The 23,531-nt window shown below is 72.8% G+C and carries 22 protein-coding genes and 2 pseudogenes; 9 read left to right on the top strand and 15 right to left on the bottom strand.

Features of this window, described 5'->3' with window-relative positions:
• Positions 1-121 precede the first annotated feature (121 nt).
• The 6 genes and pseudogenes from sucB to BS75_RS09535 all read right to left on the bottom strand — a co-directional run.
• A pseudogene (gene sucB / locus BS75_RS43260) lies at positions 122-1,939 on the bottom strand (2-oxoglutarate dehydrogenase, E2 component, dihydrolipoamide succinyltransferase).
• Positions 1,940-2,026: 87 nt separating this feature from the next.
• Positions 2,027-3,415 (bottom strand): dihydrolipoyl dehydrogenase, encoded by a 1,389-nt coding sequence (gene lpdA, locus BS75_RS09555; protein ID WP_034087910.1) that lies wholly within the window; start codon positions 3,413-3,415, stop codon positions 2,027-2,029.
• Positions 3,416-3,697: 282 nt separating this feature from the next.
• Positions 3,698-5,209: a leucyl aminopeptidase gene (locus tag BS75_RS09550; protein ID WP_034087909.1), complete on the bottom strand. Its 1,512-nt coding sequence runs from the start codon at positions 5,207-5,209 to the stop codon at positions 3,698-3,700.
• A gap of 199 nt (positions 5,210-5,408) precedes the next feature.
• Positions 5,409-6,245, bottom strand: coding sequence for an adenosylcobinamide-GDP ribazoletransferase (locus tag BS75_RS09545; RefSeq protein ID WP_042439308.1), 837 nt, complete (start codon positions 6,243-6,245; stop codon positions 5,409-5,411).
• A gap of 6 nt (positions 6,246-6,251) precedes the next feature.
• Positions 6,252-7,325: a nicotinate-nucleotide--dimethylbenzimidazole phosphoribosyltransferase gene (cobT, locus tag BS75_RS09540; RefSeq protein ID WP_034087908.1), complete on the bottom strand. Its 1,074-nt coding sequence runs from the start codon at positions 7,323-7,325 to the stop codon at positions 6,252-6,254.
• 27 nt (positions 7,326-7,352) lie between these two features.
• A pseudogene (locus BS75_RS09535) lies at positions 7,353-7,928 on the bottom strand (bifunctional adenosylcobinamide kinase/adenosylcobinamide-phosphate guanylyltransferase); the annotation flags it as partial.
• A 211-nt stretch (positions 7,929-8,139) separates the two neighbouring features.
• Between BS75_RS09535 and BS75_RS09530 the strand changes: the two are divergent.
• The gene (locus BS75_RS09530; protein WP_034087907.1) at positions 8,140-8,631 is read left to right on the top strand and encodes an Ig-like domain-containing protein; all 492 of its coding nucleotides are present in this window, start codon (positions 8,140-8,142) and stop codon (positions 8,629-8,631) included.
• Between the two features lie 52 nt (positions 8,632-8,683).
• A complete protein-coding gene (locus BS75_RS09525) occupies positions 8,684-8,887 on the top strand; it encodes a hypothetical protein (RefSeq protein WP_034087906.1) in 204 nt (67 codons plus the stop codon).
• 69 nt (positions 8,888-8,956) lie between these two features.
• Here BS75_RS09525 and BS75_RS09520 read toward each other — a convergent pair whose 3' ends face one another.
• The 3 genes from BS75_RS09520 to BS75_RS09510 all read right to left on the bottom strand — a co-directional run bounded on the left by BS75_RS09520 (position 8,957) and on the right by BS75_RS09510 (position 11,439).
• Complete coding sequence (locus BS75_RS09520; RefSeq protein ID WP_034087905.1) at positions 8,957-9,961, bottom strand: aldo/keto reductase family protein; 1,005 nt, start codon at positions 9,959-9,961, stop codon at positions 8,957-8,959.
• A 39-nt stretch (positions 9,962-10,000) separates the two neighbouring features.
• The gene (locus BS75_RS09515) at positions 10,001-10,726 is read right to left on the bottom strand and encodes a class I SAM-dependent methyltransferase (protein WP_034087904.1); all 726 of its coding nucleotides are present in this window, start codon (positions 10,724-10,726) and stop codon (positions 10,001-10,003) included.
• A gap of 119 nt (positions 10,727-10,845) precedes the next feature.
• A complete protein-coding gene (locus BS75_RS09510; protein WP_034087903.1) occupies positions 10,846-11,439 on the bottom strand; it encodes a DUF3043 domain-containing protein in 594 nt (197 codons plus the stop codon).
• Positions 11,440-11,706: 267 nt separating this feature from the next.
• Between BS75_RS09510 and BS75_RS09505 the strand changes: the two genes are divergently transcribed.
• Both BS75_RS09505 and pspAA read left to right on the top strand, forming a co-directional pair.
• Positions 11,707-12,471, top strand: a complete 765-nt coding sequence (locus tag BS75_RS09505; RefSeq protein ID WP_081982211.1) for a PspA/IM30 family protein — start codon at positions 11,707-11,709, stop codon at positions 12,469-12,471.
• A 10-nt stretch (positions 12,472-12,481) separates the two neighbouring features.
• On the top strand, positions 12,482-12,760 hold the full coding sequence (pspAA, locus tag BS75_RS09500) for a PspA-associated protein PspAA (protein ID WP_034087902.1): 279 nt from the start codon (positions 12,482-12,484) through the stop codon (positions 12,758-12,760).
• 62 nt (positions 12,761-12,822) lie between these two features.
• Here the strand turns inward: pspAA and nadA are convergent, their stop codons facing one another.
• Positions 12,823-14,040 carry a quinolinate synthase NadA gene (nadA, locus tag BS75_RS09495; RefSeq protein ID WP_034087901.1) on the bottom strand — a complete coding sequence of 406 codons (1,218 nt, stop codon included), beginning with the start codon at positions 14,038-14,040 and terminating at the stop codon, positions 12,823-12,825.
• A 211-nt stretch (positions 14,041-14,251) separates the two neighbouring features.
• Here nadA and BS75_RS09490 point away from each other — a divergent pair, with 211 nt between their 5' ends.
• Positions 14,252-15,445, top strand: a complete 1,194-nt coding sequence (locus tag BS75_RS09490) for a low temperature requirement protein A (protein WP_042439305.1) — start codon at positions 14,252-14,254, stop codon at positions 15,443-15,445.
• Positions 15,446-15,473: 28 nt separating this feature from the next.
• A complete protein-coding gene (locus BS75_RS09485) occupies positions 15,474-15,956 on the top strand; it encodes an Lrp/AsnC family transcriptional regulator (RefSeq protein WP_331281409.1) in 483 nt (160 codons plus the stop codon).
• Positions 15,957-15,968: 12 nt separating this feature from the next.
• Here the strand turns inward: BS75_RS09485 and BS75_RS09480 are convergent, their stop codons facing one another.
• A complete protein-coding gene (locus BS75_RS09480) occupies positions 15,969-16,559 on the bottom strand; it encodes a Uma2 family endonuclease (protein ID WP_197091920.1) in 591 nt (196 codons plus the stop codon).
• A 220-nt stretch (positions 16,560-16,779) separates the two neighbouring features.
• On the opposite strand from BS75_RS09480, the gene BS75_RS09475 reads away from it, so the two are divergent.
• Entirely contained in the window at positions 16,780-18,144 is a 1,365-nt protein-coding gene (locus tag BS75_RS09475; RefSeq protein WP_231607728.1) for a pyridoxal phosphate-dependent decarboxylase family protein, read from the top strand.
• A 15-nt stretch (positions 18,145-18,159) separates the two neighbouring features.
• Here the strand turns inward: BS75_RS09475 and BS75_RS09470 are convergent, their stop codons facing one another.
• A complete protein-coding gene (locus BS75_RS09470) occupies positions 18,160-19,044 on the bottom strand; it encodes a GNAT family N-acetyltransferase (protein ID WP_034087899.1) in 885 nt (294 codons plus the stop codon).
• A 221-nt stretch (positions 19,045-19,265) separates the two neighbouring features.
• Between BS75_RS09470 and BS75_RS09465 the strand changes: the two genes are divergently transcribed.
• The gene (locus tag BS75_RS09465) at positions 19,266-19,619 is read left to right on the top strand and encodes a HesB/IscA family protein (protein ID WP_034087898.1); all 354 of its coding nucleotides are present in this window, start codon (positions 19,266-19,268) and stop codon (positions 19,617-19,619) included.
• A 70-nt stretch (positions 19,620-19,689) separates the two neighbouring features.
• On the opposite strand, the gene BS75_RS09460 is transcribed toward BS75_RS09465, so the two are convergent.
• A complete protein-coding gene (locus tag BS75_RS09460; protein ID WP_034087897.1) occupies positions 19,690-20,280 on the bottom strand; it encodes a hypothetical protein in 591 nt (196 codons plus the stop codon).
• Positions 20,281-20,390: 110 nt separating this feature from the next.
• Complete coding sequence (locus BS75_RS09455) at positions 20,391-20,627, bottom strand: hypothetical protein (RefSeq protein ID WP_034087896.1); 237 nt, start codon at positions 20,625-20,627, stop codon at positions 20,391-20,393.
• 194 nt (positions 20,628-20,821) lie between these two features.
• Here BS75_RS09455 and BS75_RS09450 point away from each other — a divergent pair, with 194 nt between their 5' ends.
• Positions 20,822-21,796, top strand: coding sequence for a carbohydrate kinase family protein (locus BS75_RS09450; RefSeq protein ID WP_034087895.1), 975 nt, complete (start codon positions 20,822-20,824; stop codon positions 21,794-21,796).
• Between the two features lie 51 nt (positions 21,797-21,847).
• Here BS75_RS09450 and BS75_RS09445 read toward each other — a convergent pair whose 3' ends face one another.
• Positions 21,848-23,296 (bottom strand): cysteine desulfurase/sulfurtransferase TusA family protein, encoded by a 1,449-nt coding sequence (locus tag BS75_RS09445; RefSeq protein ID WP_034087894.1) that lies wholly within the window; start codon positions 23,294-23,296, stop codon positions 21,848-21,850.
• Between the last annotated feature and the right edge of the window lie 235 nt (positions 23,297-23,531).

The raw sequence follows: 23,531 nt of genomic DNA, 5'->3' as shown, positions 1-23,531 counted from the left end.
GGTGGGACCACCGTACTTGCAGCCGCCGACACCGGCCGGGTAGATCCCCGAACGCACCGCTGCCCCCGTCTCGCCGGGGCGGGACGGGGGCAGCGGGGTGGTGCCGTGGTGCGGGGTGGCCTTACAGGCCGAGGTCGCCCTCGAAGGCGCCCTCTTCCAGGCGGGCCTTGACGGTGCCCAGGAAGCGGGCGGCGTCGGCGCCGTCGACCACGCGGTGGTCGTACGACAGGGCCAGGTAGACCATGTCGCGGACGGCGATGGTGGTGCCGAGCTCCGGGCTCTCGATCACGACGGGACGCTTGACCGTCGCGCCGATGCCGAGGATCGCCACCTGCGGCGGGGTGAAGATCGGGGTGTCGAACAGCGCCCCGCGCGAGCCGGTGTTGGTGACGGTGAAGGTGCCACCGGACAGCTCGTCCGGCTTGACCTTGTTGTCCCGGGTGCGGGCGGCCAGGTCGGCGGTCTTCTTGGCGATGCCGGCGATGTTGAGGTCGCCCGCGTCGTGGATGACCGGGACCATCAGGCCCTTCTCGGTGTCCACCGCGATGCCGACGTTCTCGGTCGCGTGGTAGGTGATCGTGCCCTCGGCGTCGTTGAGGGTGGAGTTGACCACCGGGTGCGCCTTGAGCGCCTCGGTCGCGGCCTTCACGAAGAACGGCATCGGCGAGAGCTTGACGCCCTCGCGGGCCTGGAAGCCCGCCTTGGCCTTGGCGCGCAGCCGCATGATGTTGGTGACGTCCACCTCGACCACGGTGGTGAGCTGCGCGGTGGTCTGCATCGCCTTGAGCATGTTGTCGGCGATGACCTTGCGCATCCGGGTCAGCTTGACGGTCTGTCCGCGCAGCGGCGAGGCCTCGGCGATGGTCGCCGGGGCCTTCGCGGCGGCGGCCGGGGCGGCCGTGGCCGCAGCGGCGGCGCGGGCTGCCTCGGCGGCGGCGATGACGTCCTGCTTGCGGATGCGACCGCCGACGCCGGAGCCCTCCAGCGAGCCCAGGTCGACACCCTGCTCGGCCGCGAGCTTGCGGACCAGCGGGGTGACGTAGGCGTCGCCGGCGTCGGCGACCGGCGCGGCCGGAGCAGCGACCACGGGGGCCGGAGCGGCGACCGGGGCCGGGCAGCGGCGACCGGGGCCGGGGCGGCGACCGGAGCGGCCACGGGGGCGGCGACCGGGGCCGGGGCGGGCGCGGCGACCGGGGCGGGCGCGGCGACCGGCGCCGGAGCAGCGGCCACGGGGGCCGGTGCCGGGGCGGCGACGGGGCCGGAGCAGCGGCGACCGGGGCCGGGGCGGCAGCGGGGGCGGCACCGGCGACGCCGATGACGGCCAGCTCCGCGCCGACCTCCACCGTCTCGTCCTCGCCGACGCTGATCTTCACCAGGACACCGGACACCGGGGCCGGGATCTCGGTGTCGACCTTGTCCGTGGAGACCTCGAGCAGCGGCTCGTCGGCCTCGACGGTGTCGCCCTCGGCCTTGAGCCAGCGGGTGACGGTGCCCTCGGTGACGCTCTCGCCCAGGGCGGGCAGCAGCACCGGGGTGCCGGCGACCGGCGCGGCCGGGGCGGCGGCCGGAGCCGGGGCGGCGACCGGGGCGGGCGCGGCGGCCACGGGGCGGGCGCGGCGACCGGGGCCGGAGCGGCGGCGACCGGCGCCGGCTCGGCGACCGGCGCGGCCACGGGTGCGGCGACCGGCGCGGGCGCGCCGGTGCCGTCGTCGATGACGGCCAGCTCGGCGCCGACCTCCACCGTCTCGTCCTCAGCGACCTTGATCGAGGCCAGGATGCCGGACACGGGCGCCGGGATCTCGGTGTCGACCTTGTCGGTGGAGACCTCGAGCAGGGGCTCGTCGACCTCGACGCGCTCACCCTCGGCCTTGAGCCAGCGGGTGACGGTGCCCTCGGTCACGCTCTCGCCGAGCGCGGGCAGTGTTACTGAGACCGCCATGGTTTCAGTTGCTCCTTGTGGTGCGTGCGGATGGGTGGCCCTGGGGCTCCGGGGGCAGCCCCCGGGTCGGACGCGGTGCGAGGGACGTCAGTCGTGGTTGTGCAGCGGCTTGCCGGCCAGCGCCAGGTGGGCCTCGCCGAGGGCCTCGCTCTGGGTCGGGTGCGCGTGGATCAGCTGGGCGACCTCGTTGGGCAGGGCCTCCCAGTTGTAGATCAGCTGGGCCTCGCCCACCTGCTCGCCCATGCGCTCGCCGACCATGTGGACGCCGACCACGGCGCCATCCTTGACCTGGACCAGCTTGACCTCGCCGGCGGTCTTCAGGATCTTCGACTTGCCGTTGCCGGCCAGGTTGAACTTGGCGACGACCACCTTGTCCGCGCCGTACAGCTCCTTGGCCTTGGCCTCGGTGATGCCGACGGAGGCGACCTCGGGGTTGCAGTAGGTGACGCGCGGCACGCCGTCGTAGTCGATCGGGACGACCTTGAGGCCGGCCAGCCGCTCCGCGACGAGGATGCCCTCGGCGAAGCCGACGTGCGCCAGCTGCAGGGTCGGGACCAGGTCGCCCACCGCGGAGATGGTCGGGACGTTGGTCTGCATGTACTCGTCGACGAGGACGTAGCCGCGGTCGGTCGCGACGCCCGCCTCCTCGTAGCCCAGGCCGGCCGAGACCGGGCCGCGGCCGACGGCGACGAGCATCAGCTCGGCCTCGACCTGCTTGCCGTTCTCCAGCGAGGCGCGGACACCGGTCGCGGTGTACTCGACACCGGCGAAGCGGGCGCCCAGCTCGAACTTGATGCCGCGCTTGCGGAAGGCCCGCTCCAGCAGCTTGGAGGAGTTCTCGTCCTCCAGCGGGGCGAGGTGCGGCAGCGCCTCGATGATGGTGACCTCGGCCCCGAAGGACTTCCAGACCGACGCGAACTCGACGCCGATGACGCCGCCGCCGAGCACGATCACGGACTGCGGGACCCGGTCCAGGGTCAGCGCGTGGTCCGAGGAGATGACCCGGTCGCCGTCGATGGCCAGGCCGGGCAGCGACTTCGGCACGGAGCCGGTCGCCAGCAGGATGTGGCGGCCGGTGTAGCGCTCGCCGTTGACGTCCACCGTGGTCGGGGACGAGAGGCGGCCCTCACCGGACACGTAGGTGATCTTGCGGCTGGCCACCAGGCCCTGCAGGCCCTTGTACAGGCCGGCGATGACGCCGTCCTTGTAGGCGTGGACGCCCTGGATGTCGATGCCCTCGAAGGTGGCCTTCACGCCGAAGCCCGCGCTCTCGCGGGTCTGGTCGGCGACCTCTCCCGCGTGCAGCAGAGCCTTGGTCGGGATGCAGCCGTTGTGGAGGCAGGTACCGCCGAGCTTGCCCTTCTCGATGAGGGCCACCTGCAGCCCCAACTGGGCCGCCCGCAGCGCGGCGGCGTATCCGCCGCTTCCGCCTCCGAGAATGACAACGTCGAAAACGGTGCTGGCGTCGTTCGCCACGTCACGTCCTCCATGCAAAAGGGGTGCGGATCGTCCCGGTCGATCTCCGGCCGGGGTTGGGTACTCCCTTGTGGGGAGACCAGTCGTGCCGGATATACATCCTCGCACTTGTTCACACCGCATGATGTCCCGGGTCGCTCTGTGGACGCGGTGAGCCCGCTCAGCGGTGCCCTGCGGTCCACTCATCACTCGGATGCCCGTGCGGTTGCGCTCATGGCGAACGCCGGGGGCGGCCCGCGCATTCCGCGCGGGCCGCCCCTCGAACCGGTCGGGACCGGGGTGCTACAGAGCTCCGGCCGAAGCCTCCTCGGCGAGCTGGACCAGGGTGCGCACGGCCGAGCCGGTGCCGCCCTTGGGGATGTAGCCGTAGGGCGCGCCCTCGTGGAACGCCGGTCCGGCGATGTCGAGGTGCGCCCAGGAGATGCCCTCGGCGACGAACTCCTGCAGGAACAGGCCGGCCACCAGGCCGCCGCCCATCCGGTCGCCCATGTTGGCGATGTCCGCGGTCGGGGACTCCATGCCCTTGCGCAGCTCGGCCGGGAGCGGCATCGGCCAGGACTGCTCGCCGGCGGCGGTGGCCGCGGCGAAGACCTTGTCCCGGAAGTCGTCCTGGTTGGCCATGATGCCGAAGGTGCGGCTGCCCAGCGCCATCATCATGGCGCCGGTCAGGGTCGCCACGTCGACGATCGCGTCGGGCTTCTCCTCGCCGGCGCGGACGATCGCGTCGGCCAGCACCAGCCGGCCCTCGGCGTCGGTGTTCAGCACCTCGACGGTCTTGCCGCCGTACATCTTGAGCACGTCGCCGGGGCGGGTGGCCGAGCCCGAGGGCATGTTCTCCGCCAGCGCCAGCCAGCCGGTGACGTTGACCTGCAGCCCGAGGCGGGCGGCCGCGACCACGGCGGCGAACACGGCGGCGGCGCCGGACATGTCGCACTTCATGGTCTCGTTGTGGCCGGCCGGCTTGAGCGAGATGCCGCCCGAGTCGTAGGTGATGCCCTTGCCGATGAAGGCGAGCGTCTGCTTGGCCTTGGGGTGGGTGTAGGCGACCTTGACCAGGCGCGGCGGGCGCGCGGAGCCGATGCCGACGCCCATGATGCCGCCGAAGCCGCCCTTGGTCAGCGCCTTCTCGTCCAGCACCTCGACCTTGAGGCCGTGCTCCTTGCCGACGGTGGTGACGATGTCGGCGAAGGACTTCGGGAAGAGGTCGTTCGGCGGGGTGTTGATGAGGTCGCGGGTGCGGTTCATCTCCTCGGCGACGACGGTGGCCCGGTCGACGGCGGCCTTGTTCGCCTTGTCCCCGCGCTTGGCGCCGACCAGGGCGATCTCGGCCAGCGGGTCCTTGCCGCCGGCCAGGGCGGCCTCGCTGCGGAACGCGGTGAAGGTGTACGCGCCGAGCAGCGCGCCCAGGGCGACTGCCTCGACGGCGGCGGCGTCGGCCAGCGGCAGCGCGAAGGCGGCCTTCTTGGAGCCGTGGAGAGCACGCGCGGCGGTGCCGGCGGCGCGGCGCAGGGCCTCGGCGTCGAAGGCGTCGCCCTCGGTCGCGTCACCCAGGCCGACGGCCAGGATCAGCGAAGCCTTGACGCCGGCCGGGGCCGGCAGCTTCACGGAGTCGCCCTCGGCCCCGGTGGCGCCCAGGGTGGTGAGGACGGCGGCGAGCTTGCCGTCGAACGCCTCGTCGACGGTCTCGGCGCCCGGGGCGAGGACGAGGCCCTTGGGGCCCTTGGCCACCGCCACGACGACGGCGTCCGCGCGCAGCGCGTTGGCCGCGGAGGTGCTCAGAGACACTGAAGTCACGTAATGCGTCCTGTTCTGTATGCGGTCCTCGGCCGGGTGCTGAGGAGGCGAGGGTTCGCGGTGCCACGACTGGGTCCGGGCACCTCGTCTTGCATGGTAGTCCGCATGCTGGAAAGCCGCGCCCCCCAGGGGGGTTCGAGTCACCACAGCTTGTGGTGTCACGCGGCATGTCGGACTGTCAGAAGCCTGTCGGTCGGCGTCAGGAGGCGGCGAACAGGGCCCAGAGCACCACGGCGGCGGTCGCCGAGGTCTCCACCATCGCACCCAGGACATCGCCGGTGATCCCCCCGAAGCGTCGCACGCAACGGGCCAGGAGCAGCGAAGAACACACCGGCCCGCAGACCAGGGCGAGCAGCGCGGCCAGCGCCAGGCGCGCGCCGTGACCGCCGTGGCCGCCGGTGGCCCAGCCGGCCGCGGCCAGCGCCGCCGCCGTGAGCACCGCCGCCACCAGCGCGGATCCGGTGCGCACCGTCCCGGCGACGGTCGCGCCCAGGCCGTCGGGGCGGGCGGAGGGGACGCCGGTGCGGCAGCCGAGCAGCAGCGCGGCCCGGCCGACCGCGGCGGCCAGCACCGCGCCGCACGCCCCCTGGGCCGTGCCCGCCTCGAACGCCCGCTCCAGCGCCGCGATCTGAGCCAGCATCACCAGCAGCAGCACCAGCACCCCGAAGGGCCCGATGTCCGAGGCCTTCATGATCCGCAGCGCCGCCTCCGGCGGCTTGTTGCTGCCCAGGCCGTCGGCGACGTCGGCCAGTCCGTCCAGGTGCAGGCCGCGGGTCAGCGCCGCGAGCACGCCGACGACGGCGACCGAGGCCAGCAGCGCTCCGCCGCCCAGCCAGGACAGCGCCGCGCCCGCCGCCGCCGCGACCAGTCCCAGCACCAGCCCGACCAGCGGGGCGCAGAGCATCGCCCGCCCCGCCGTCGGCCGGTCCCAGCGGCGGACCGGGACCCGGAGCACGGACAGGGTCCCGAAGGCGAAGCGCAGCCCGTCCGCCGCCGAGGCCGGCCGGTCCGGCGTGGAGGTCGGCCCGTCCGGCATCGGCGGCTAGGCCTGGTCGACCGGCGCCAGCGGCAGCTCCGCCAGCAGCGTGGAGGCGGCCTGCAGCAGCGGCAGCGCCATCAGCGCGCCGGTGCCCGCACCCAGGCTCACCTGCTGGTCCAGCAGCGGTTCGACGCTCATCCGGTCGTACGCCTTGGCCTGGGCCGGCTCGCCGGTCGCCTGGCCGGCCCGCCACCACTCGGGGGCCCGGAACGCGATCCGCTGCGCCACCAGGGCGCAGGCGGCCGAAACCACGCCGTCCAGCAGCACCGGGGTGCGCCGCAGCGCGGACTGCAGCAGGAAGCCGGTGGTCGCGGCGAAGTCGGCGCCGCCGGTCGCCGCCAGCAGGTCGAGCTGGTCCGCCAGGACCGGGCGGGCGCGGCGCAGCGAGTCGCGGATCGCCGCGCACTTCACCATCCACACCCGGTCGTCGATGCCGGAGCCGCGCCCGGTGACGGCGGCGGCGTCGCTGCCGCAGAGCGCGCCGATCAGCACGGCGGCGACGGTGGTGGAGCCGACCCCGAGGTCGCCGAGGACGACCAGGTCGGTGCCGGAGTCGGCCTCCTCGTCGGCGACGGCCATGCCGGCCCGGAAGGCCGCCTCGGCCTCCTCCCGGGTGAGCGCGTTCTCGATGTCGATCCGGCCGGACCCGCGGCGCACCCGGTGGGTGCTCACACCGGCCGGGAACTCGTCGGGATCGGCGTCCACGCCCATGTCGACCACCCGGACCCCGGCCTGGAAGCGCTGCGCCAGCACCGAGACGGCGGCGCTGCCGTCCAGCACCGCGTGCACCCGGCGGACCGTGCTGCCGGGCGGCAGCGCGGAGACACCCAGTTCGGCGATGCCGTGGTCGGCGGCGAAGACCACGACCTTGGCCCGCTCGATCGGTCTGGTCGGGCACTGTCCCTGGACGGCGGCCAGCCAGCCGCCGAGGCCCTGGAGCGTGCCCAGGGAGCCGCGAGGCTGGTCGAGGGCGGCCCACCGCTCCTCGGCCGCCTGCCGGTACTCGTCGTCGGGCCGGGCCACCAACGCGGAGAACTCGTCGAGGTTCAGGGCGCTGTCGCTGTCGAAGGTGCTCACCGGCGGAACGTTACCGTCCCGGCCCTTTCACGCGCAGCGCCCCTTCACCGCGAGCGGCTGCCCGGCGACGACCAGCAGCACCTGCTCGGAGGCGGCCGCGATGCCCGCGTTCAGCCGTCCCAGCTCGTCGCGGAACCGGCGTCCGGACGCGGTGGCCGGGACGACGCCGCTGCCGACCTCGTTGCTGACCGCGACCACCCGTCGCGAGGTCGCCTGCCAGGCGGCGGTCAGCGCCCCGGTGCGGGCGCGCAGCCGGCGCTCGCCGGTGGCCGCCCAGGCCGCGTCGTCCCAGGCGTCGCACTCGTCCATGGCGGCGGTCAGCCACAGTGCCAGGCAGTCGACCAGCAGCGGGCCGCCCCCGGCGGCGAGCAGCGGCTCCAACTCGCAGGTCTCGGCGGTGCGCCAGTGCGCGGGGCGGCGGTCCCGGTGCAGGGCGACCCGCTGCGCCCACTCGGCGTCGCCGTCGCGGGTGCCGCCGGTGGCGACGTAGAGGACGTCCGGTGCAGTGGCCAGCATCCGCTCGGCGGTGACCGACTTGCCGGAGCGGGCCCCGCCGAGGACCAGGGTCCGCCGGGGTGGCACGGGCCGGCCGAAGGCCAGGCCGAGGCGCCGGCTGCCGTCGTCCGACCGCTCCAGGAAGATCCGCATGCCCGGCATTCTGCCGTACCGCCCGCCGCCCGCCGTAGCGGTATCAGCAGCGGATAAAAGTCGGATTTGGAGCTTTGTTATCTTCTTGAGATCTTAGGCTTCAGTAGCCCGGTCCACCGGAAGGCCAGGACCACCGGAAGGCCAGGACCTCGGGAAGGGGAGACAGATGAACGCCGTCAGCCGTCAGCGTCGTGCCAATGCCCTCAGGATCGCGGAGGCCGCGGTCGATCCCGTCCGCCGGGCGGGCGTCGGGGTGTGGGCCAAGCCCGGACCCGAGCCGCGCCGGCTGCGGATGATCCTCCCCACCGCCGTGCCGATCGCCCTCGCCCCGGACTCCGAGGACCGCGCCGACGCCGTCTCCGGCAGCCCGGTCGCCATCGACCTGCTCGGCACCGGCACCGGCGCCGGGGTCAGGGTCTCGCTGTTCGGCCGTCCCCGGCACGGCCGGGTGGTGCTCAGCGACGACGCCACCGCCGTCTACACCTCGGCGCCCGGCTTCACCGGGACCGACAGCTTCGGCTACCGGCTGACCGACGAGGACGGCCGGGTCGCCCGGGTCACCGTCGCCGTCTCGGTCGCCCCGGTCACCGAGCCCGGTTCGGCCGCGCCCGGCGCCGAACCGGCGTCCGGCTTCCCCGCACTGGCGTACGCCGCCTGAGCGGATGGGTAGTCTGCGTGAACGGAGCAGCGCGCGCAGAAGGAGTTCCAACATGGTGTGGACGTGGCGGTTCGAGAAGGCCGACGGTTCGACGGTGGCGGCGCCGAACGGGACGGAGGAGTTCCCCACCCAGGGCGACGCCGAGTCCTGGGTCGGCGAGACCTGGAAGGAACTCCTGGAGGGCGGCATCGACCAGGTCGTGCTGCTGGAGGACGGCGAGAAGATCTACGGTCCGATGAACCTGCACGCCGAGTAGTCGTCGGACGACGCCGGAGGGCGGCCGCCCCCTGGGGGACGGCCGCCCTCCGGCGTGGTGCCGGGTCGGTCAGGGGCGGGTCTTCGGCGAGTTGGCCGCGGTCTTCGCCGGGTCGAACTCGGCGACCGGGGCCAGGATCTCGTCCATCCGCTTGAGCAGCGCGTCGTCCAACTTCACGCCGGCCGCCTTGACGTTCTCGGTGACCTGCTCCGGACGCGAGGCGCCGATGATCGCCGCCGAGACGTTGGCGTTCTGCAGTACCCAGGCCACCGCGAGCTGGGCCGAGGACAGCCCGGCCTCGGCCGCCAGCGGCTGCAGCAGCTGCACCCGCTCCAGCACGTCGTCCTGGAGGAAGCGGCCGACGAAGTTGGCGCCGCCCTTCTCGTCGGTGGCCCGCGAGCCGGCCGGCAGCGGGGCACCGGGCAGGTACTTGCCGGTCAGCACGCCCTGGGCGATGGGGGACCAGACGATCTGGCCCAGGCCCAGCTCCTCCGAGACCGGGACCACCTCGGCCTCGATGACCCGCCAGAGCGCGGAGTACTGCGGCTGGTTGGAGATCAGCTGGATGTTCAGCTGCTGCGCCAGCGCGTGCCCGGCCCGGATCTGCTCGGCGGTCCACTCGGAGACGCCGATGTAGAGGGCCTTGCCCGAGCGGACCACGTCGGCGAAGGCCGTCATGGTCTCCTCCAGCGGCGTGGAGGGGTCGTAGCGGTGGGCCTGGTACAGGTCGACGTAGTCGGTCTGCAGCCGGCGCAGGGAGCCGTCGATGGACTCCATGATGTGCTTGCGGCCCAGGCCGCGGTCGTTGCGGCCGGGGCCGGTCGGCCAGAAGACCTTGGTGAAGATCTCCAGGCCCTCGCGCCGCTCGCCCTTGAGGGCGCGGCCGAGGACGGCCTCGGCGCGGGTCTCGGCGTAGACGTCCGCCGTGTCGAAGGTGGTGATCCCGGAGTCCAGGGCGGCCCGGACGCAGGCTGCCGCCGCGTCCTCCTCCACCTGGGATCCGTGGGTCAGCCAGTTGCCGTACGCGATCTCGCTGATGATCAGGCCGCTGCGGCCGAGGTGACGAAACTCCATGATCAGACCCTACGCCTGCCGCGCCGCCCGTCCACCCGTTCAGCCGCGGCGGGTGCCGACCAGGTGCAGCAGCGCGGCCACCGAGCGGTAGGGGTCGGTGCGTCCGGCCTGCTCCTCGGCCTCCAGCAGCCGGGCCAGCTCGGCGGAGTCCGCCGGGGGCTGGGCGTCGTCGGGCGCCTGGTCGGTGAAGACCCGGACCCCGTACCAGCGCCGCAGCGGTACCGATATCTCGGTGAGCGTCCGGACCAGCGGCTCCAGCCGGTCGGCCCGGGTGGGGATGCCGAGCCGGTTGACGTAGCGGGCGCCGCCGAAGGCCTCCATGGCGCCGGCCCAGTCCCCGGCGCAGCCGGCCCGCATGGCGAGCGCGTCGCCGTTGCGGACCAGGACCGAGAGCATGCCGCCGGGCGCCAGCACCCGGGCCAGCGAGGCCAGCATCGGGTCGGCCTCGGGCAGGTACATCAGCACGCCGTGGCAGAGCACGACGTCGAAGCTGCCGGGCCCGAACCAGCGTCCGCAGTCGCCGCCCTCGCCGGTCAGCAGCTTCACCCGGGAGCGCACCTGGTGGGCCTCGCCGGCCAGCGCGTTCTGCGCCGCACCGAGCATCACCGGGTCCGGGTCGAGCCCGGTGACCAGGTGGCCGGCCCGGGCCAGCCGCACGGCCTGGGTGCCCTGCCCGCAGCCGGCGTCGAGGACGCGCAGCGGCGGCCCGTCCAGCAGCCGCTCGGCGAAGTGCTCGGCGACCTGTTCGGCGAGCTGCCTGGCCACCAGCTCCTGCCGGACGACGTTGCGCAGGTTGCTGAGGCCCGAGAGCCAGGTCCCGGAGGCAGCGTCGAAACCGCCGTGCCGCTGCTGCGGCAGGTGACCCGGGTGGCTGTACGTCTCGATCAGGACTTCTGCCCTCGCTTCACCTGCGGCTTCGGCAGGCGCAGCCGGCGCATCTGCAGCGAGCGCATCAGCGCGTAGGCGACCGTGCCCTTGGTGTTCTTCTCCGGGAACCGCTGTGCCAGCTGCTTGCGCAGACCCATGCTGAGCAGCACCGAGTGCAGCACGATCAGCACGATCATGATCAGCCAGATCAGCAGCGAGATGTCCTTCAGCGACGGGTTCGGCAGCACGTTCAGCACCAGCACGATCACCGCCAGCGGCAGGAACCACTCGGCCGCGGTGAACCGCGAGTCGATGTAGTCGCGGGCGAAGCGCCGCACCGGACCCCGGTCGCGGGCCGGCAGGCCGGCCTCGTCGCCGCGCAGCAGCGCGAGCCGCTGGCGCTCGCGGGCGGCGCTGCGCTCGTCGCGGGCGGCCTTGGCGGCCTCCTTGCGGTCCTGGGGCACGTAGGCGCGGCCGCGGCGGCTGGCCTCGGCCTCGCTGCGCTTGGGTGTGGGGCGGCCCTTTTTGGCCTCGGCCTCGGGGCGGGCGGACGCGTCCAGCTCGATCAGCGGGGCGTCGGCGGGGGCATCCTGGGAGCTTCGTCGGAACACACGGCCAAGAGTACGTGGTCAGAAGGTGTATTCCCTAGCCCCTGCGGGAAAGGATCCGGCCCGGGGACACCCTCAGCTCCGGCTCCGCCCTGAGGGCGAGACGGCGTCGACGGTAATCCCTCGCACGGATGAGGCCCGTCCCGTGCCGCTGTAGCACTCTTGTTGCAGTCCGGTGCGCTGCGGTGAACCCTCCGCGCCCCGTAGTCTTGGGATCGAGAACCGGCAGTCCGGAGAAGGGGGCGCGCGAGGCCCATGAGCGACGGAATCATGAAGCGGATGTCAATGATCTTCCGCGCCAAGGCCAACAAGGCCTTGGATCGTGCGGAGGACCCGCGCGAGACACTCGACTACTCGTATCAGAAGCAGCTCGAACTGCTGCAGAAGGTACGCCGTGGAGTGGCGGACGTGGCGACGTCCCGCAAGCGCCTGGAGCTCCAGCTCCAGCAGCTTCAGAAGCAGTCGTCGACGCTGGAGGAGCAGGGCCGCAAGGCGCTCTCGCTCGGCCGCGAGGACCTGGCCCGCGAGGCGCTCACCCGCCGCTCGGGGATCCAGCAGCAGGTCGCCGACCTGGAGACGCAGTACCAGGCACTGCAGGGCGAGGAGGAGAAGCTCACGCTGGCCTCCCAGCGGCTGCAGGCCAAGGTGGACGCCTTCCGGACCAAGAAGGAGACCATCAAGGCCACCTACACGGCCGCCCAGGCACAGACCCGGATCGCCGAGTCCTTCTCCGGTATCTCGGAGGAGATGGGCGACGTCGGCCTGGCCATCCAGCGGGCCGAGGACAAGACCGCGCAGATGCAGGCGCGGGCCGGCGCGATCGACGAGCTGCTCGCCTCGGGCGCGCTCGACGACCCGACCGGGATGCGCAAGGACGACATCACCGCCGAACTGGAGCGGATGTCCAGCGGGTCCGACGTCGAGCTGGAGCTCGCCCGGATGAAGGCCGAGCTCTCCGGTGGTTCGGCTGCGCCGACCCCGGCGATCGAGCAGGGCCAGGGCACCCCGCAGGACCAACCTCGCTTCGACAAGTAGGGAGTGCCGCATGATCGTCAGGATCATGGGGGAGGGCCAGTTCGAGGTTCCGGACACGCTGGTTGACCATCTCAATGAGCTGGACAACGCCGTGCTGGCGGCCCTCGACTCGTCCGACGAGGCCGACTTCCGGGTCAGCCTGGCCGCACTGCTCGCCGCCGTCCGCGCGGGCGGGACGCCGGTGGCGCACGACGCGCTCGTGCCCTCCGAGGCGACCCTGCCCTACGAGGAGGCCACGGTCGACGAGGTCAGGGAGCTGCTGCACCACGACGGGCTCATCCCCGGCTGAGCAGTGACGGGTACGGCGAAGGGGCACCCCTCGGGGTGCCCCTTCGCCGTACCCGGCCTCCGTTACGGCAGCGCCAGCATCTGGTCCAGCGCCGCCCTGGCCTCGGCCGAGGTGGTCGGGTCGACCGTGATCACGTTCGGCACCCGGCCCTCGACCAGCGACTCCAGGGTCCACACCAGGTGCGGCAGGTCGATCCGGTTCATGGTCGAGCAGAAGCAGACGGTGCGGTCGAGGAAGACGACCTCCTTGTCCGGGTGCGCCTTGGCCAGTCGGCGGACCAGGTTCAGCTCGGTGCCGATCGCCCACTTGCTGCCGGGCTCGGCGGCGTCCAGCGCCTTGATGATGAACTCGGTGGAGCCCACCAGGTCGGCGGCCTCGACCACCTCGTGCTTGCACTCGGGGTGGACCAGCACGGTGACGCCGGGGACGCGCTCGCGGACCTCCTCGACCGAGTCCAGCGAGAAGCGGCCGTGCACCGAGCAGTGGCCGCGCCAGAGGATCATCTTCGCCGCGCGCAGCTGCTCGGTGGTCAGCCCGCCGTTGGGCTTGTGCGGGTTGTAGACCACGCAGTCGTCCAGGCTCAGCCCCAGCTCGCGGACGGCGGTGTTCCGCCCCAGGTGCTGGTCGGGCAGGAAGAGCACCTTCTCGCCCGCCCGTCGCCCACCACCACCCTCGCTCGAGGCGCTTCGCGCCGCACTCTCCTCGAAGGCCCACTCCAGCGCCCGCTTGGCGTTGGAGGAGGTGCAGATGGTGCCGCCGTGCCGGCCGGTGAAGGCCTTGATGTCGGCGGAGGAGTTCATGTAGGCGACCGGCACGACGGTGTCGGCGACCCCGGCGTCGGTGAGCGCGTCCCAGCACTCGGCGACCTGCTCGGCGGTGGCCATGTCTGCCATCGAGCAGCCCGCCGCGAGGTCCGGCAGGATCACCCGCTGGCGCTCGGCGGTGAGGATGTCGGCGCTCTCGGCCATGAAGTGCACGCCGCAGAAGACGATGAACTCGGCCTCGGGGCGGTCGGCGGCGTCGCGGGCGAGCTTGAAGGAGTCGCCGGTCACGTCGGCGAACTCGATGACCTCGTCGCGCTGGTAGTGGTGGCCCAGGATGAACACCCGGTCGCCGAGCGCGGCCTTGGCGGCGCGGGCGCGGGCGACCAGGTCGGGGTCGGAGGCGGCGGGGAGATCGCCGGGGCAGTCGACGCCGCGCTCACTGGCCGGGTCTGCGTCCCGGCCGAGCAGCAGCAGGGCCAGCGGGGTGGGCGCCGGCTCTTGATAGGTGGTGGTCACGGGCGGCTGCCCTCCTGTGGGGGCGCGGTGAGGGGGCCGCGCCCTTTTCGTCTATCTGACGTTATCGATGATAACTCGCCCGTCCGGCGCAGGCGACGGCCGGAGTGGCAATGTGACCCACGCCGCTTCTGCCGAACCGGAGGTATCCGAGTGGCGCACGGGGCGCACGGGAGACAGGCTCAAGACGGGGTGACCGGAAGGGTACGCGCAGATGAGCGAGTGGTCGAACGCGAACGTGGACGCGGGGCGTGAGCGTGCGGTGCGGCGGATGCTGCCCCGGAGCCGGGACGAGGCACACCGGGCCTCCACCCCGCTGGAGCTGTTCTTCGACCTCTGCTTCGTGGTCGCCGTCGCCCAGGCCGGCAGCCATCTGGCGCACTCGCTGGCCGAGGGCCACTGGGGCTCGGGGGTCGGCGGCTACCTCTTCGCCTTCTTCGCCATCTGGTGGGCCTGGATGAACTTCACCTGGTTCGCCTCCGCCTACGACACCGACGACGTCCCCTATCGGATCGCCACCCTGGTGCAGATCACCGGGGCGCTGATCCTGGCGGCCGGCATCCCCCAGTTGCTCCAGGGGCACCTCGCCGTGGGCGTGCTCGGCTATCTGGTGATGCGCTGCGCCCTGGTCGTCCAGTGGCTGCGGGTCGCCGCGAGCAACGAGGGCGAGCAGCGGGTGATGGCGCTGCGCTACGCCCGGGGCATCGCCGCCGTCCAGGTCTGCTGGGTGGTGCTGCTCTTCCTGCCGCACGGGGCCAGGTTGCCGGTGATCCTGCTGCTGATCGCCGCCGAGCTGAGCGTGCCGGTGTACGCGGAGCGCCGCTGGAGCACCCCCTGGCACGCCGAGCACATCGCCGAGCGCTACGGGCTGTTCACCCTGATCGTGCTCGGTGAGTCGGTCTCGGCCGCGACCATCGCCGTCCAGACGGCGCTGGACGAGCACGGGGCGCTGCGGGAACTGCTGCCGATCGCCGGGGGCGGGCTGCTGATCTGCTTCTCGGCCTGGTGGATCTACTTCGCCCGCCCGGTCCACGAGTACCTGCAGAGCAACCGGCAGGCGTTCGTCTGGGGCTACGGCCACTACCTGGTGCTGCTCTCGGCGGCGGCGATCGGGGCCGGCCTGGAGGTCGGGGTGGAGCACGCGGTGGGCAAGGCCGAGATCTCCCGGCAGGCGGCCGCGGCCGCGGTGACCCTGCCGACGGCGCTCTACCTGGTCACCGTCTGGGCCCTGCACGCCCGGCACGGCAAGCACGGGATCGGCCAACTGCTGCTGCCCGTCTCGGCCTTGGCGGTACTGGCGACGACCTTCCTGGGCGGCGGCTCGGGCGTGCTGGGCGCCGGGCTGGTGTGCGCGGCCACCGTGGCCCTCGGCGTGTTCCTCCAGTACCGACCCGGGACAGCCGAGTGAATGTGCGAGATGTGCTAGTCCTGTACGCGTGCCAGCACGACGAACACCATCGAATCAGGTCCCCCCGGGCGGTACCGGCATCCCTCTGGACGAGACCGACCGGAAGGTCCTCGAACTCCTCGCCCGGGACGGCAGGGCCTCCTACGCGGAGATCGGACTCCTGGTGAACCTCTCCGCCACGGCGGTCAAACGCCGGGTCGACCGGCTGCAGGAGCGCGGCGTGGTCCGCGGCTTCACCGTCCTGCTCGACCCCGGGACGCTGGAGTGGCGGACCGAGGCCTTCGTCGAGGTCTACTGCCGGGAGCGGACCTCGCCCGAGGAGATCCTGTCCACCCTGCGGCAGTTCCCCGAGGTCGTCGCGGCCTGGACGGTCACCGGCGAGGCCGACGCCCTGGTCCACCTCCGCGCGGCCGACACCGGCCACCTGGAGGCCGTGATCGAGCGCATCCGCAAGGAGCCCGGCGTCCAGCGCAGCCGCAGCCAGGTCGTCCTCAGCCGACTGATCGGCTGAGGACGCGGGTGTTCAGGGCTGGAAGGGGTTCTTGTCGATGTCGGCGAGGTCGAGGCTGACCGGGAAGGGCACGGACACGGTCAGCGTGTCGTGGAAGATCCCGACCGGAACGTAGCAGCCGCTCGCCGGTTCGAGCGCGAAGGTGTAGACGACCGGCTTGCCGCCGTCGCTCTCGACCCGCCAGTAGGACGGGATACCGGCCTGGGCGTACTTCAACGGCTTGTACATCCGGTCGCGCTCGACCGATTCCGCCGAGACCACCTCGATCGCCAGCAGCACGTCCTCCGGAGCGAAGGTCGTGCGCCGTGGGCCGTCGACGGCCTGCTTCCGGATCACCATCACGTCGGGCTCCGGCCGGTTGTGCCTGCCGAGGGTCACCGTCATTTCGCAACGGATGTCCAACTCCGGGGGAACCGCCTGAAGCAGGCGGAACTCAAGCAGCCGAATCGCGAGGTAGTGGAAATCGGTCTGCGGACTGATGAAGACGAGGCTCCCGTCGATCAGCTCCGTGTGCGGAGGCAGATTGGGAAGCCGGTCCAGGTCCTCGGCGGTCCAGCCGCCCTCGGGGGGGCGCGGCCACTCGTAGTCGGATGCCACGCTCATCAGTGCTCCCATGAAAGGAATCCTCACAGCCGCTTCCAGGCTACCCAGCGGGACCGAGGAATGTTCAGCCCCACGGGTGAAACCACCCGCGCAGCTTTCCTGCGCGGTTGACGGGGAGGACGCAGGAAAGCTGCGCGGTGCGCAGGGTTCCGACAGGGCGGGAAAGCCGGTCGCTGCCTAGGGTTGAGCACGTCAGCGCCGCCCCGAGAGGACTTCCGCCGTGACCCAGCGCATGCATCGGTACGACCCCACCATGGTCGACCTGGTCTTCGACTACATGCGGGAGCGGCTCCAGTACGACCCGGTGCCGCTGGACCACCCCGGGGACGGGGCCCGCCTCGGCGAGGCGCTGTCGGGCCTGCTGAACGCCCAGGGAAACGATCCTGCAGAGGTGCTGAAGCTCTACGACCACGAGCTGTCGCGCGCCGTGATCTCAGCTGACAGTCCCCGTTATCTGTCATTCATCCCCTGTGCGCCGACCAAGGCCGCGCTGCTGTTCGACATGGTGGTCTCCTGCGCCTCGCTGCAGGGCATCTCCTGGCTGGAGGCGGCCGGGGCGATCGCCGCCGAGAACCAGGTGCTGCGGCTGATCTCCGACCGGGCCGGGCTGCCGGACACGGCCGGCGGCTGCTTCGTCTCCGGCGGCTCGGCCGGCAACCTCTCCGCCCTGGTCGTCGCCCGCGACACCGCCCGGCGGCGGCTGGGCCTGGCCCCCGGCGCCCGGATGCGGATCGCGGTCAGCGACCAGACCCACTCCTCGGTGACCAACACCCTGAACATCATCGGCGTGGAGAAGCTGGTCGTCCCGACCGAGGGCCACCGGCTCACCGGGGCCGCGCTGCGCGCCGCACTGGCGGCCGGGGACGACGACATCCCGGTGATCGGGGTGGTCGGCACCGCCGGCACCACCAATGCCGGGATCGTCGACGACCTGGCCGGCATCGCCGAGGTCGCCCGCGAGTTCGACCTCTGGTTCCACGTCGACGGCGCCTACGGCGGCGCCGGCCTGTTCGCGCCCTCGGTCCGGGCCCGCTACGACGGCATCGAGCACGCCGACAGCTTCGTGGTCGACCCGCACAAGTGGCTGTTCGCGCCCTTCGACTGCGCCGCGCTGATCTACCGCAAGCCCTGGCTGGCCAAGGGCGTCCACACCCAGGACGCCTCCTACCTCGACGTCCTGCACACCGGGGACACCGAGGAGTGGAACCCGACCGACTACGCCTACCACCTCACCCGGCGCGCCCGGGGCCTGCCGCTCTGGTTCTCGCTCGCGGTGCACGGCACCGACGCCTACACCGAGGCGATCGAGACCGGCATCGGGCTGGCCCGGGACACCGCCGCGCTGATCCGCGCCGACTACCCGGACCTGGAGGTCGTGCTGGACCCGGTGCTGTCCGCCGTGGTCTTCCGGCGCAAGGGCTGGGCCGCCGAGGACTACTACGCCTGGTCCCAGCGGCTGCTGGCCGAGCAGACCGGCTTCGTCACCCCGACCGGCTGGGAGGGCGAGGTCGTCGCCCGGTTCGCCTTCCTGCACCCCGGCACCACCATGGACATGGTCAAGGAGATCCTCGACACCATGGTGTGAGGGACGGTGTGCGGGTCAGAGGTAGGCGCCCGACGGCAGGTACGGGGTCGGCGGGCGCAGGCCGCGGAGCGCGAGGTAGCCGCGGTTGGCCGCGGACAGCCCGCCGGCCAGGCAGACGTCGACCGCCCACTCCTGCTCGCCGGTGACGTTCGCCACAGTCGCCTCCGTTCCCACCGGCACCCGGCCCAGCGCCTCCGTCAGCAGCCGTGCCGCCAGCCGCTTCGAGGTCGCGGCCAGCAGCACGATCCGGCCCTCGCGGCGGTAGCAGTAGCCGCTGCCGGCCAGGGTGTCCACCACCAGCAGCTCGTCGCCGATCCGGAGCAGCTGGGCGTGGTCCGGGCCGTGGCCGCCACCGCGCACCCGCCGGTCGACCGAGTCCAGCAGCTGCTGGTGCGAGGCGTCCCCCAGGTGGACCGGGATGCCGCCCGGCTCGGGCAGCGCCAGCAGGTCCACCGTGCCGGTGAACTGCATCGTCGGGTGGAGCTGGAACCCGGCCGCGTGGTAGCGGCGGGCGGCCCGGGGGTCCGGCGAGGCCACGATCATGCCGCGCAGGCAGCCCCGGCCGTAGGCGGCGGCGTGGTCCAGCAGCATCCGGCCCACGCCCTTGCCCTGGGCGTCCGGGCGGACGCAGAACAGCGACAGCCCCCACAGGCCCTCCCGGCGCAGCGCCAGCGCCGTGCCGACCGCCTCGCCGGCCTCCTCCGCGATCCAGCAGCCGCCCGGGTCGGTGGCGGCGAGGTGGCGGGTCCGGGCCTCGGAGGCGGCGACGGCCGCCGGGGTCGGTTCGGGGACCGGTCCGGTGCGGCCGAGCTGCTCCTCCAGGGCGTCGAAGGCCGCCTTCGCGATCTCCCGCACCGTGCGGGCATCCGAGGCCGAGTCGCGTACCGGGCGGAGGATCATCCGACAAGTCTGGCCCGCAGGGCCGGCCGGGGCGGGGGATTGTCGGGAATCGGCAGGCCCCGCGGCGGGCCGTGCTCGCACAGGCTGGTCGGTCGCGCGGTCGTGACCCGCGCGGTGGCGTGTGCGAGCATGGGGGGACAGGGACATTCCCCGGAATACTTCGGGGGCGCCACCGGTTTGCCGCTGGTAGCAGTAAGTCGTCACAACCCGGGAGTACACAGATGACCGTCCAGGACGAGACCAACGTCGAGAGCGGGATCCTCCTCAGCGATGCCGCCGCGGCCAAGGTCCAGAGCCTGCTGGAGCAGGAAGGCCGGGATGACCTGGCGCTGCGCGTCGCCGTGCAGCCCGGCGGCTGCTCCGGCCTCCGCTACCAGCTGTTCTTCGACGAGCGTTCGCTCGACGGCGACGTGCTGAAGGACTTCGGCGGCGTCAGTGTCGTCACCGACCGGATGAGCGCCCCCTACCTCGGCGGTGCCACCATCGACTTCGTCGACACCATCGAGAAGCAGGGCTTCACGATCGACAACCCCAACGCCACGGGCTCCTGCGCCTGCGGCGACTCGTTCAGCTAGTCGGCGGTCCGACGCGAGAGCGCCCCGTCCGGTTCTTCCGGACGGGGCGCTCCGTCGTTCGGGCGGCCGCTCAGCCGCCGATCTTGATCGGGCCGGGGGAGTAGTGCTTCACCCCGCTCGCGGCGTCGAGCTGGGGGAGCGGCTTCTCGGTGCTGGCGTCGATGACGCTGCGCTGGTCGAGCGGGGAGCCGAGGTCGGCGCTGACCGACTGCTCGGTGATCACCATCGGGCAGGGCCGACCGGACGGGGCGGGAGTGGTGACGACGATCCGCACCTTCACCTCGCCGGCGGTCGACTGGTCGGCGTCCAGCCCGTACTTCTCGCAGATCCCGGCGTAGAACTTCACCGTGAGCTCGTCGCCGTTCGAGGTGTAGCCGAGCCCGTGGATCACCTGCTGGCCGGGGGAGGGCGACACACCGCTGGCGGGCCCGCCGGGATTGACGCTCGCGCTGCCGGACGGCGTGGCGGACGGAGTGGCGGAACCGGTGACCGGGCCGCCGGGGGAGGGCGTCGCACTGCCGGCCACCGAGGAGCTCGGCCGGGCCGAGGCGGTGCCGGACGATGCGCACGCGGTCGCTGCGGCTGCGGTCGCGGCCGCCAGCGCGGCCAGCCTGACCAGGCGGCCGAGGGCTGTCTGCTGCTTGGGCGAGTGGATCTGCACGGTGCCGCCTCCTGGAGCTGTCCCTGGGTGAACGGTACTGGGACGTGGAGGTCGGGCAATCGGTTCCGCCGCCGGACCGCCCGTTCGTGTCGCGGCCCGGGGCGGCCGGCTCAGTCGCCGAGGCCGAGCCAGGAGTCGAGCAGCGCCGCCGAACGCGGGTTGACCTGGTAGGGGGAGCCCTGCTTCGGGTCGCGGGCCGGACGCGGGCGCGCCGGCTCGTTGACGGCCAGCAGCGGCCAGAAGTGGCCCATCCGCCGCCCGGCCCTGACCAGTTCGTCGAGCGTCTCGTTGTCGGCCTCGCCGCGCAGGTGCGCGGGGATGTGCACGGGGTTGTGGCTGGGCATCATGGCGGAACTCCGATGCAGCAGGTGGCAGGGCAGAAGCCCTGCTTCGACCCTAGATCCGGAGCGCCCCGCCATCCAGTCCTACCAGAGAGTAACCACTCGGGGGTGAAGGAGTGACGGTCGGTCGGCGAACGGTACCGTGGGGCGGTCCGATTCCCGCTGCCAGTCCCGGCCGCCACCCGTTGGGGAGAACCGCTGTGCGTATTGCCGTCACCGGCTCGATCGCCACTGACCACCTGATGACCTTCCCTGGTCGCTTCGCCGAGCAGCTCGTCGCCGAGCAGCTGCACACCGTGTCGCTGTCGTTCCTGGTGGACACCCTGGACGTGCGGCGCGGCGGGGTCGCCCCGAACATCTGCTTCGGCATGGGGCTGCTCGGTCTGCGCCCGATCCTGGTCGGCGCGGCCGGTACCGACTTCGCCGAGTACCAGGGCTGGCTGGACCGGCACCACGTGGACACTGCCTCGGTCCACATCTCGGAGACCCGGCACACCGCCCGCTTCGTCTGCACCACCGACAGCGACCACAACCAGATCGCCTCCTTCTACACCGGTGCGATGAGCGAGGCCCGCAACATCGAGCTGCTGCCGGTCGTCGAGCGGGTCGGCGGGCTCGACCTGGTGCTGATCGGCGCGGACGACCCGGACGCGATGGTCCGCCACACCGAGGAGTGCCGCGAGCGCGGCTACGCCTTCGCGGCCGACCCCTCGCAGCAGCTGGCCCGGCTGGAGGGCGATGCCATCCGCACCCTGATCGACGGCGCCGCGTACCTCTTCTCCAACGAGTACGAGAAGGCGCTGATCGAGACCAAGACCGGCTGGTCCGAGAGCGAGATCCTGGACCGCGTCGGCGTCCGGGTCACCACCCTGGGCGCCAAGGGCGCCCGGATCGACCGCAAGGGCGAGGTGCCGATCGTGGTCGGCGTCCCGGCGGAGACCGCCAAGGTGGACCCGACCGGTGTCGGCGATGCCTTCCGGGCCGGCTTCCTGGCCGGGCTGAGCTGGGAGCTGGGCTTCGAGCGCGCGGCGCAGGTCGGCTCGATGCTGGCGACGCTGGTGATCGAGACCCTCGGCACCCAGGAGTACACCCTGCAGCGCGGGGCCTTCCTGGAGCGCTTCGCCGCCGCCTACGGCGACGCGGCGGCGGCCGAGGTCGGCGCCCGCCTGGCCTGAGCCGGCCGCCCCGGGGCGGCGTCCGCACGGACACCGCCCCGGGGCCCGCGCTCAGCTCAGGCGGCGGACCAGGTAGGCGACGCCGAGCGGGGCGTCCGGGCCGTAGGTCGCGGCGGGCGACTCGCCCGCGTACTCCTGTCCGCGCATCTCGCACCAGACCGGGATGTCCAGCCGGGCGGCCTCGTCGTCGGAGAGCACCGCGACCAGCCCGCCGAGCGGCACCTCGCCGATGTGCTTGGCCAGCTCGATCACCGGGATCGGGCAGCGCCGCCCCAGGGTGTCGAGGACCAGGGTGTCCGGACCAGCGGTGTCCGGACCAGCTGTGTCCGGAGCAGCGGGGCCGCCGGTCGCCGGTGCGGGCGGCGCGGCCGGGGGCGGTTCCAGCTGCGAGCGCACCGTCGCCACCGCGCGCGGCAGCACCTCCAGGAACAGGTCCACGTCCGCGTCGGTGCAGTCCGGCGGCAGCGAGACCCGGATGTTGCCCTCGGTCAGCACCCCCATCGCGGCCAGCACATGGCTCGGGGTCAGGGTGCTGGAGGTGCAGGAGGAGCCCGAGGAGACCGCGAAGCCGGCCCGGTCCAGCTCGCCCAGCAGCGCCTCGCCGTCGACGTAGAGGCAGGAGAAGGTCAGCAGGTGCGGCAGCCGCCGCTCGGGTTCGCCGAGCACCGCCAGGTCGGCCACCAGCCGCGGCAGCTCGGCCCGGAGCCGGGCGATCCGCGCCGACTGGACCGCGTTCAGCTGCTCGGCCTCCTGCCGGACGGCGCGCAGCGCCACCGCCGCGGCGACCACGCCCGGCAGGTTCACGTAGCCGGGCACCCGCCCGGACTCGCGGTCGTCGGCCGGCAGCGGGGAGCGGTAGCGGACGCCCTTGCGGACCGCCAGCACCCCGACCCCGGCCGGGCCGCCCCACTTGTGGGCGGAGGCGGTCAGCAGCGACCAGCCCGCCGGCACCGGCAGCCGTCCGGCCGACTGGGCCGCGTCCACCAGCAGCGGCACCCCGGCCGCCGCGCACAGCGCACCGACCTCGGCGACCGGCTGGAGGGTGCCCACCTCGTGGTTGGCGGACTGGAGGCAGGCGAGCGCGGTGCCGGGCAGCAGCGCCTCGGCGAACCCCTCGGCGGAGACCCGTCCGCTCCGGTCCACCGGGACCGTGCCGGTGCTGCCGCCTGACGCCTCGTGGAGTTCCGCCGCGTGCAGTACGGAGGAGTGTTCTACGGCGGAATGTACGAGGCGGACCCCTTTCCGGTGATTCCCTGCGAGCGCGCCCAGCACGGCGAGGTGGTTGGCCTGGGTGCCGGAGGCGGTGAAGGCGACCTCGTCGGCGCGGGCGCCGAGCTCCGCCGCGACCGTCTCCCTGGCCGCGTCCAGCAGCATCCGGGCCCGCCTGGCGTCCCGGTAGAGCCGGGCCGGATCGGCCCATCCCTCGTCGAGGGCCGACAGCAGGGCCTGACGGGCGAGCGGATGGAGCGGCGCGGTCGAGGCTGCGTCGAAGTACGGCACCTTCCTACGGTAGCGAGCACCTCGCTGTCGGCTCGTCAGGGGGCGGCCCGAGCCGTGATCGTTTGGGTGGCTTATGGTGTGTCAGCCGATTGCTCCGGCATGTCACCCGGAAGGTTGACGGAGGCCCGTAAGTGCCGCCCTGACCTGCAGATCCACCCATCCGGGGGCCATCCGGGGGCCGTATCGGCGCGTTAGCCGGACCTGCCCGCGAAGCTCCGATACGCCTGGAGTAGGG

Origin of the sequence: Streptacidiphilus albus JL83, from assembly GCF_000744705.1 — a bacterium.
GTDB classification, from domain to species: Bacteria; Actinomycetota; Actinomycetes; order Streptomycetales; family Streptomycetaceae; genus Streptacidiphilus; species Streptacidiphilus albus.
The sequence above is the reverse complement of the archived record's forward strand: the minus strand, read 5'-3'. Positions and strand labels throughout refer to the sequence as shown.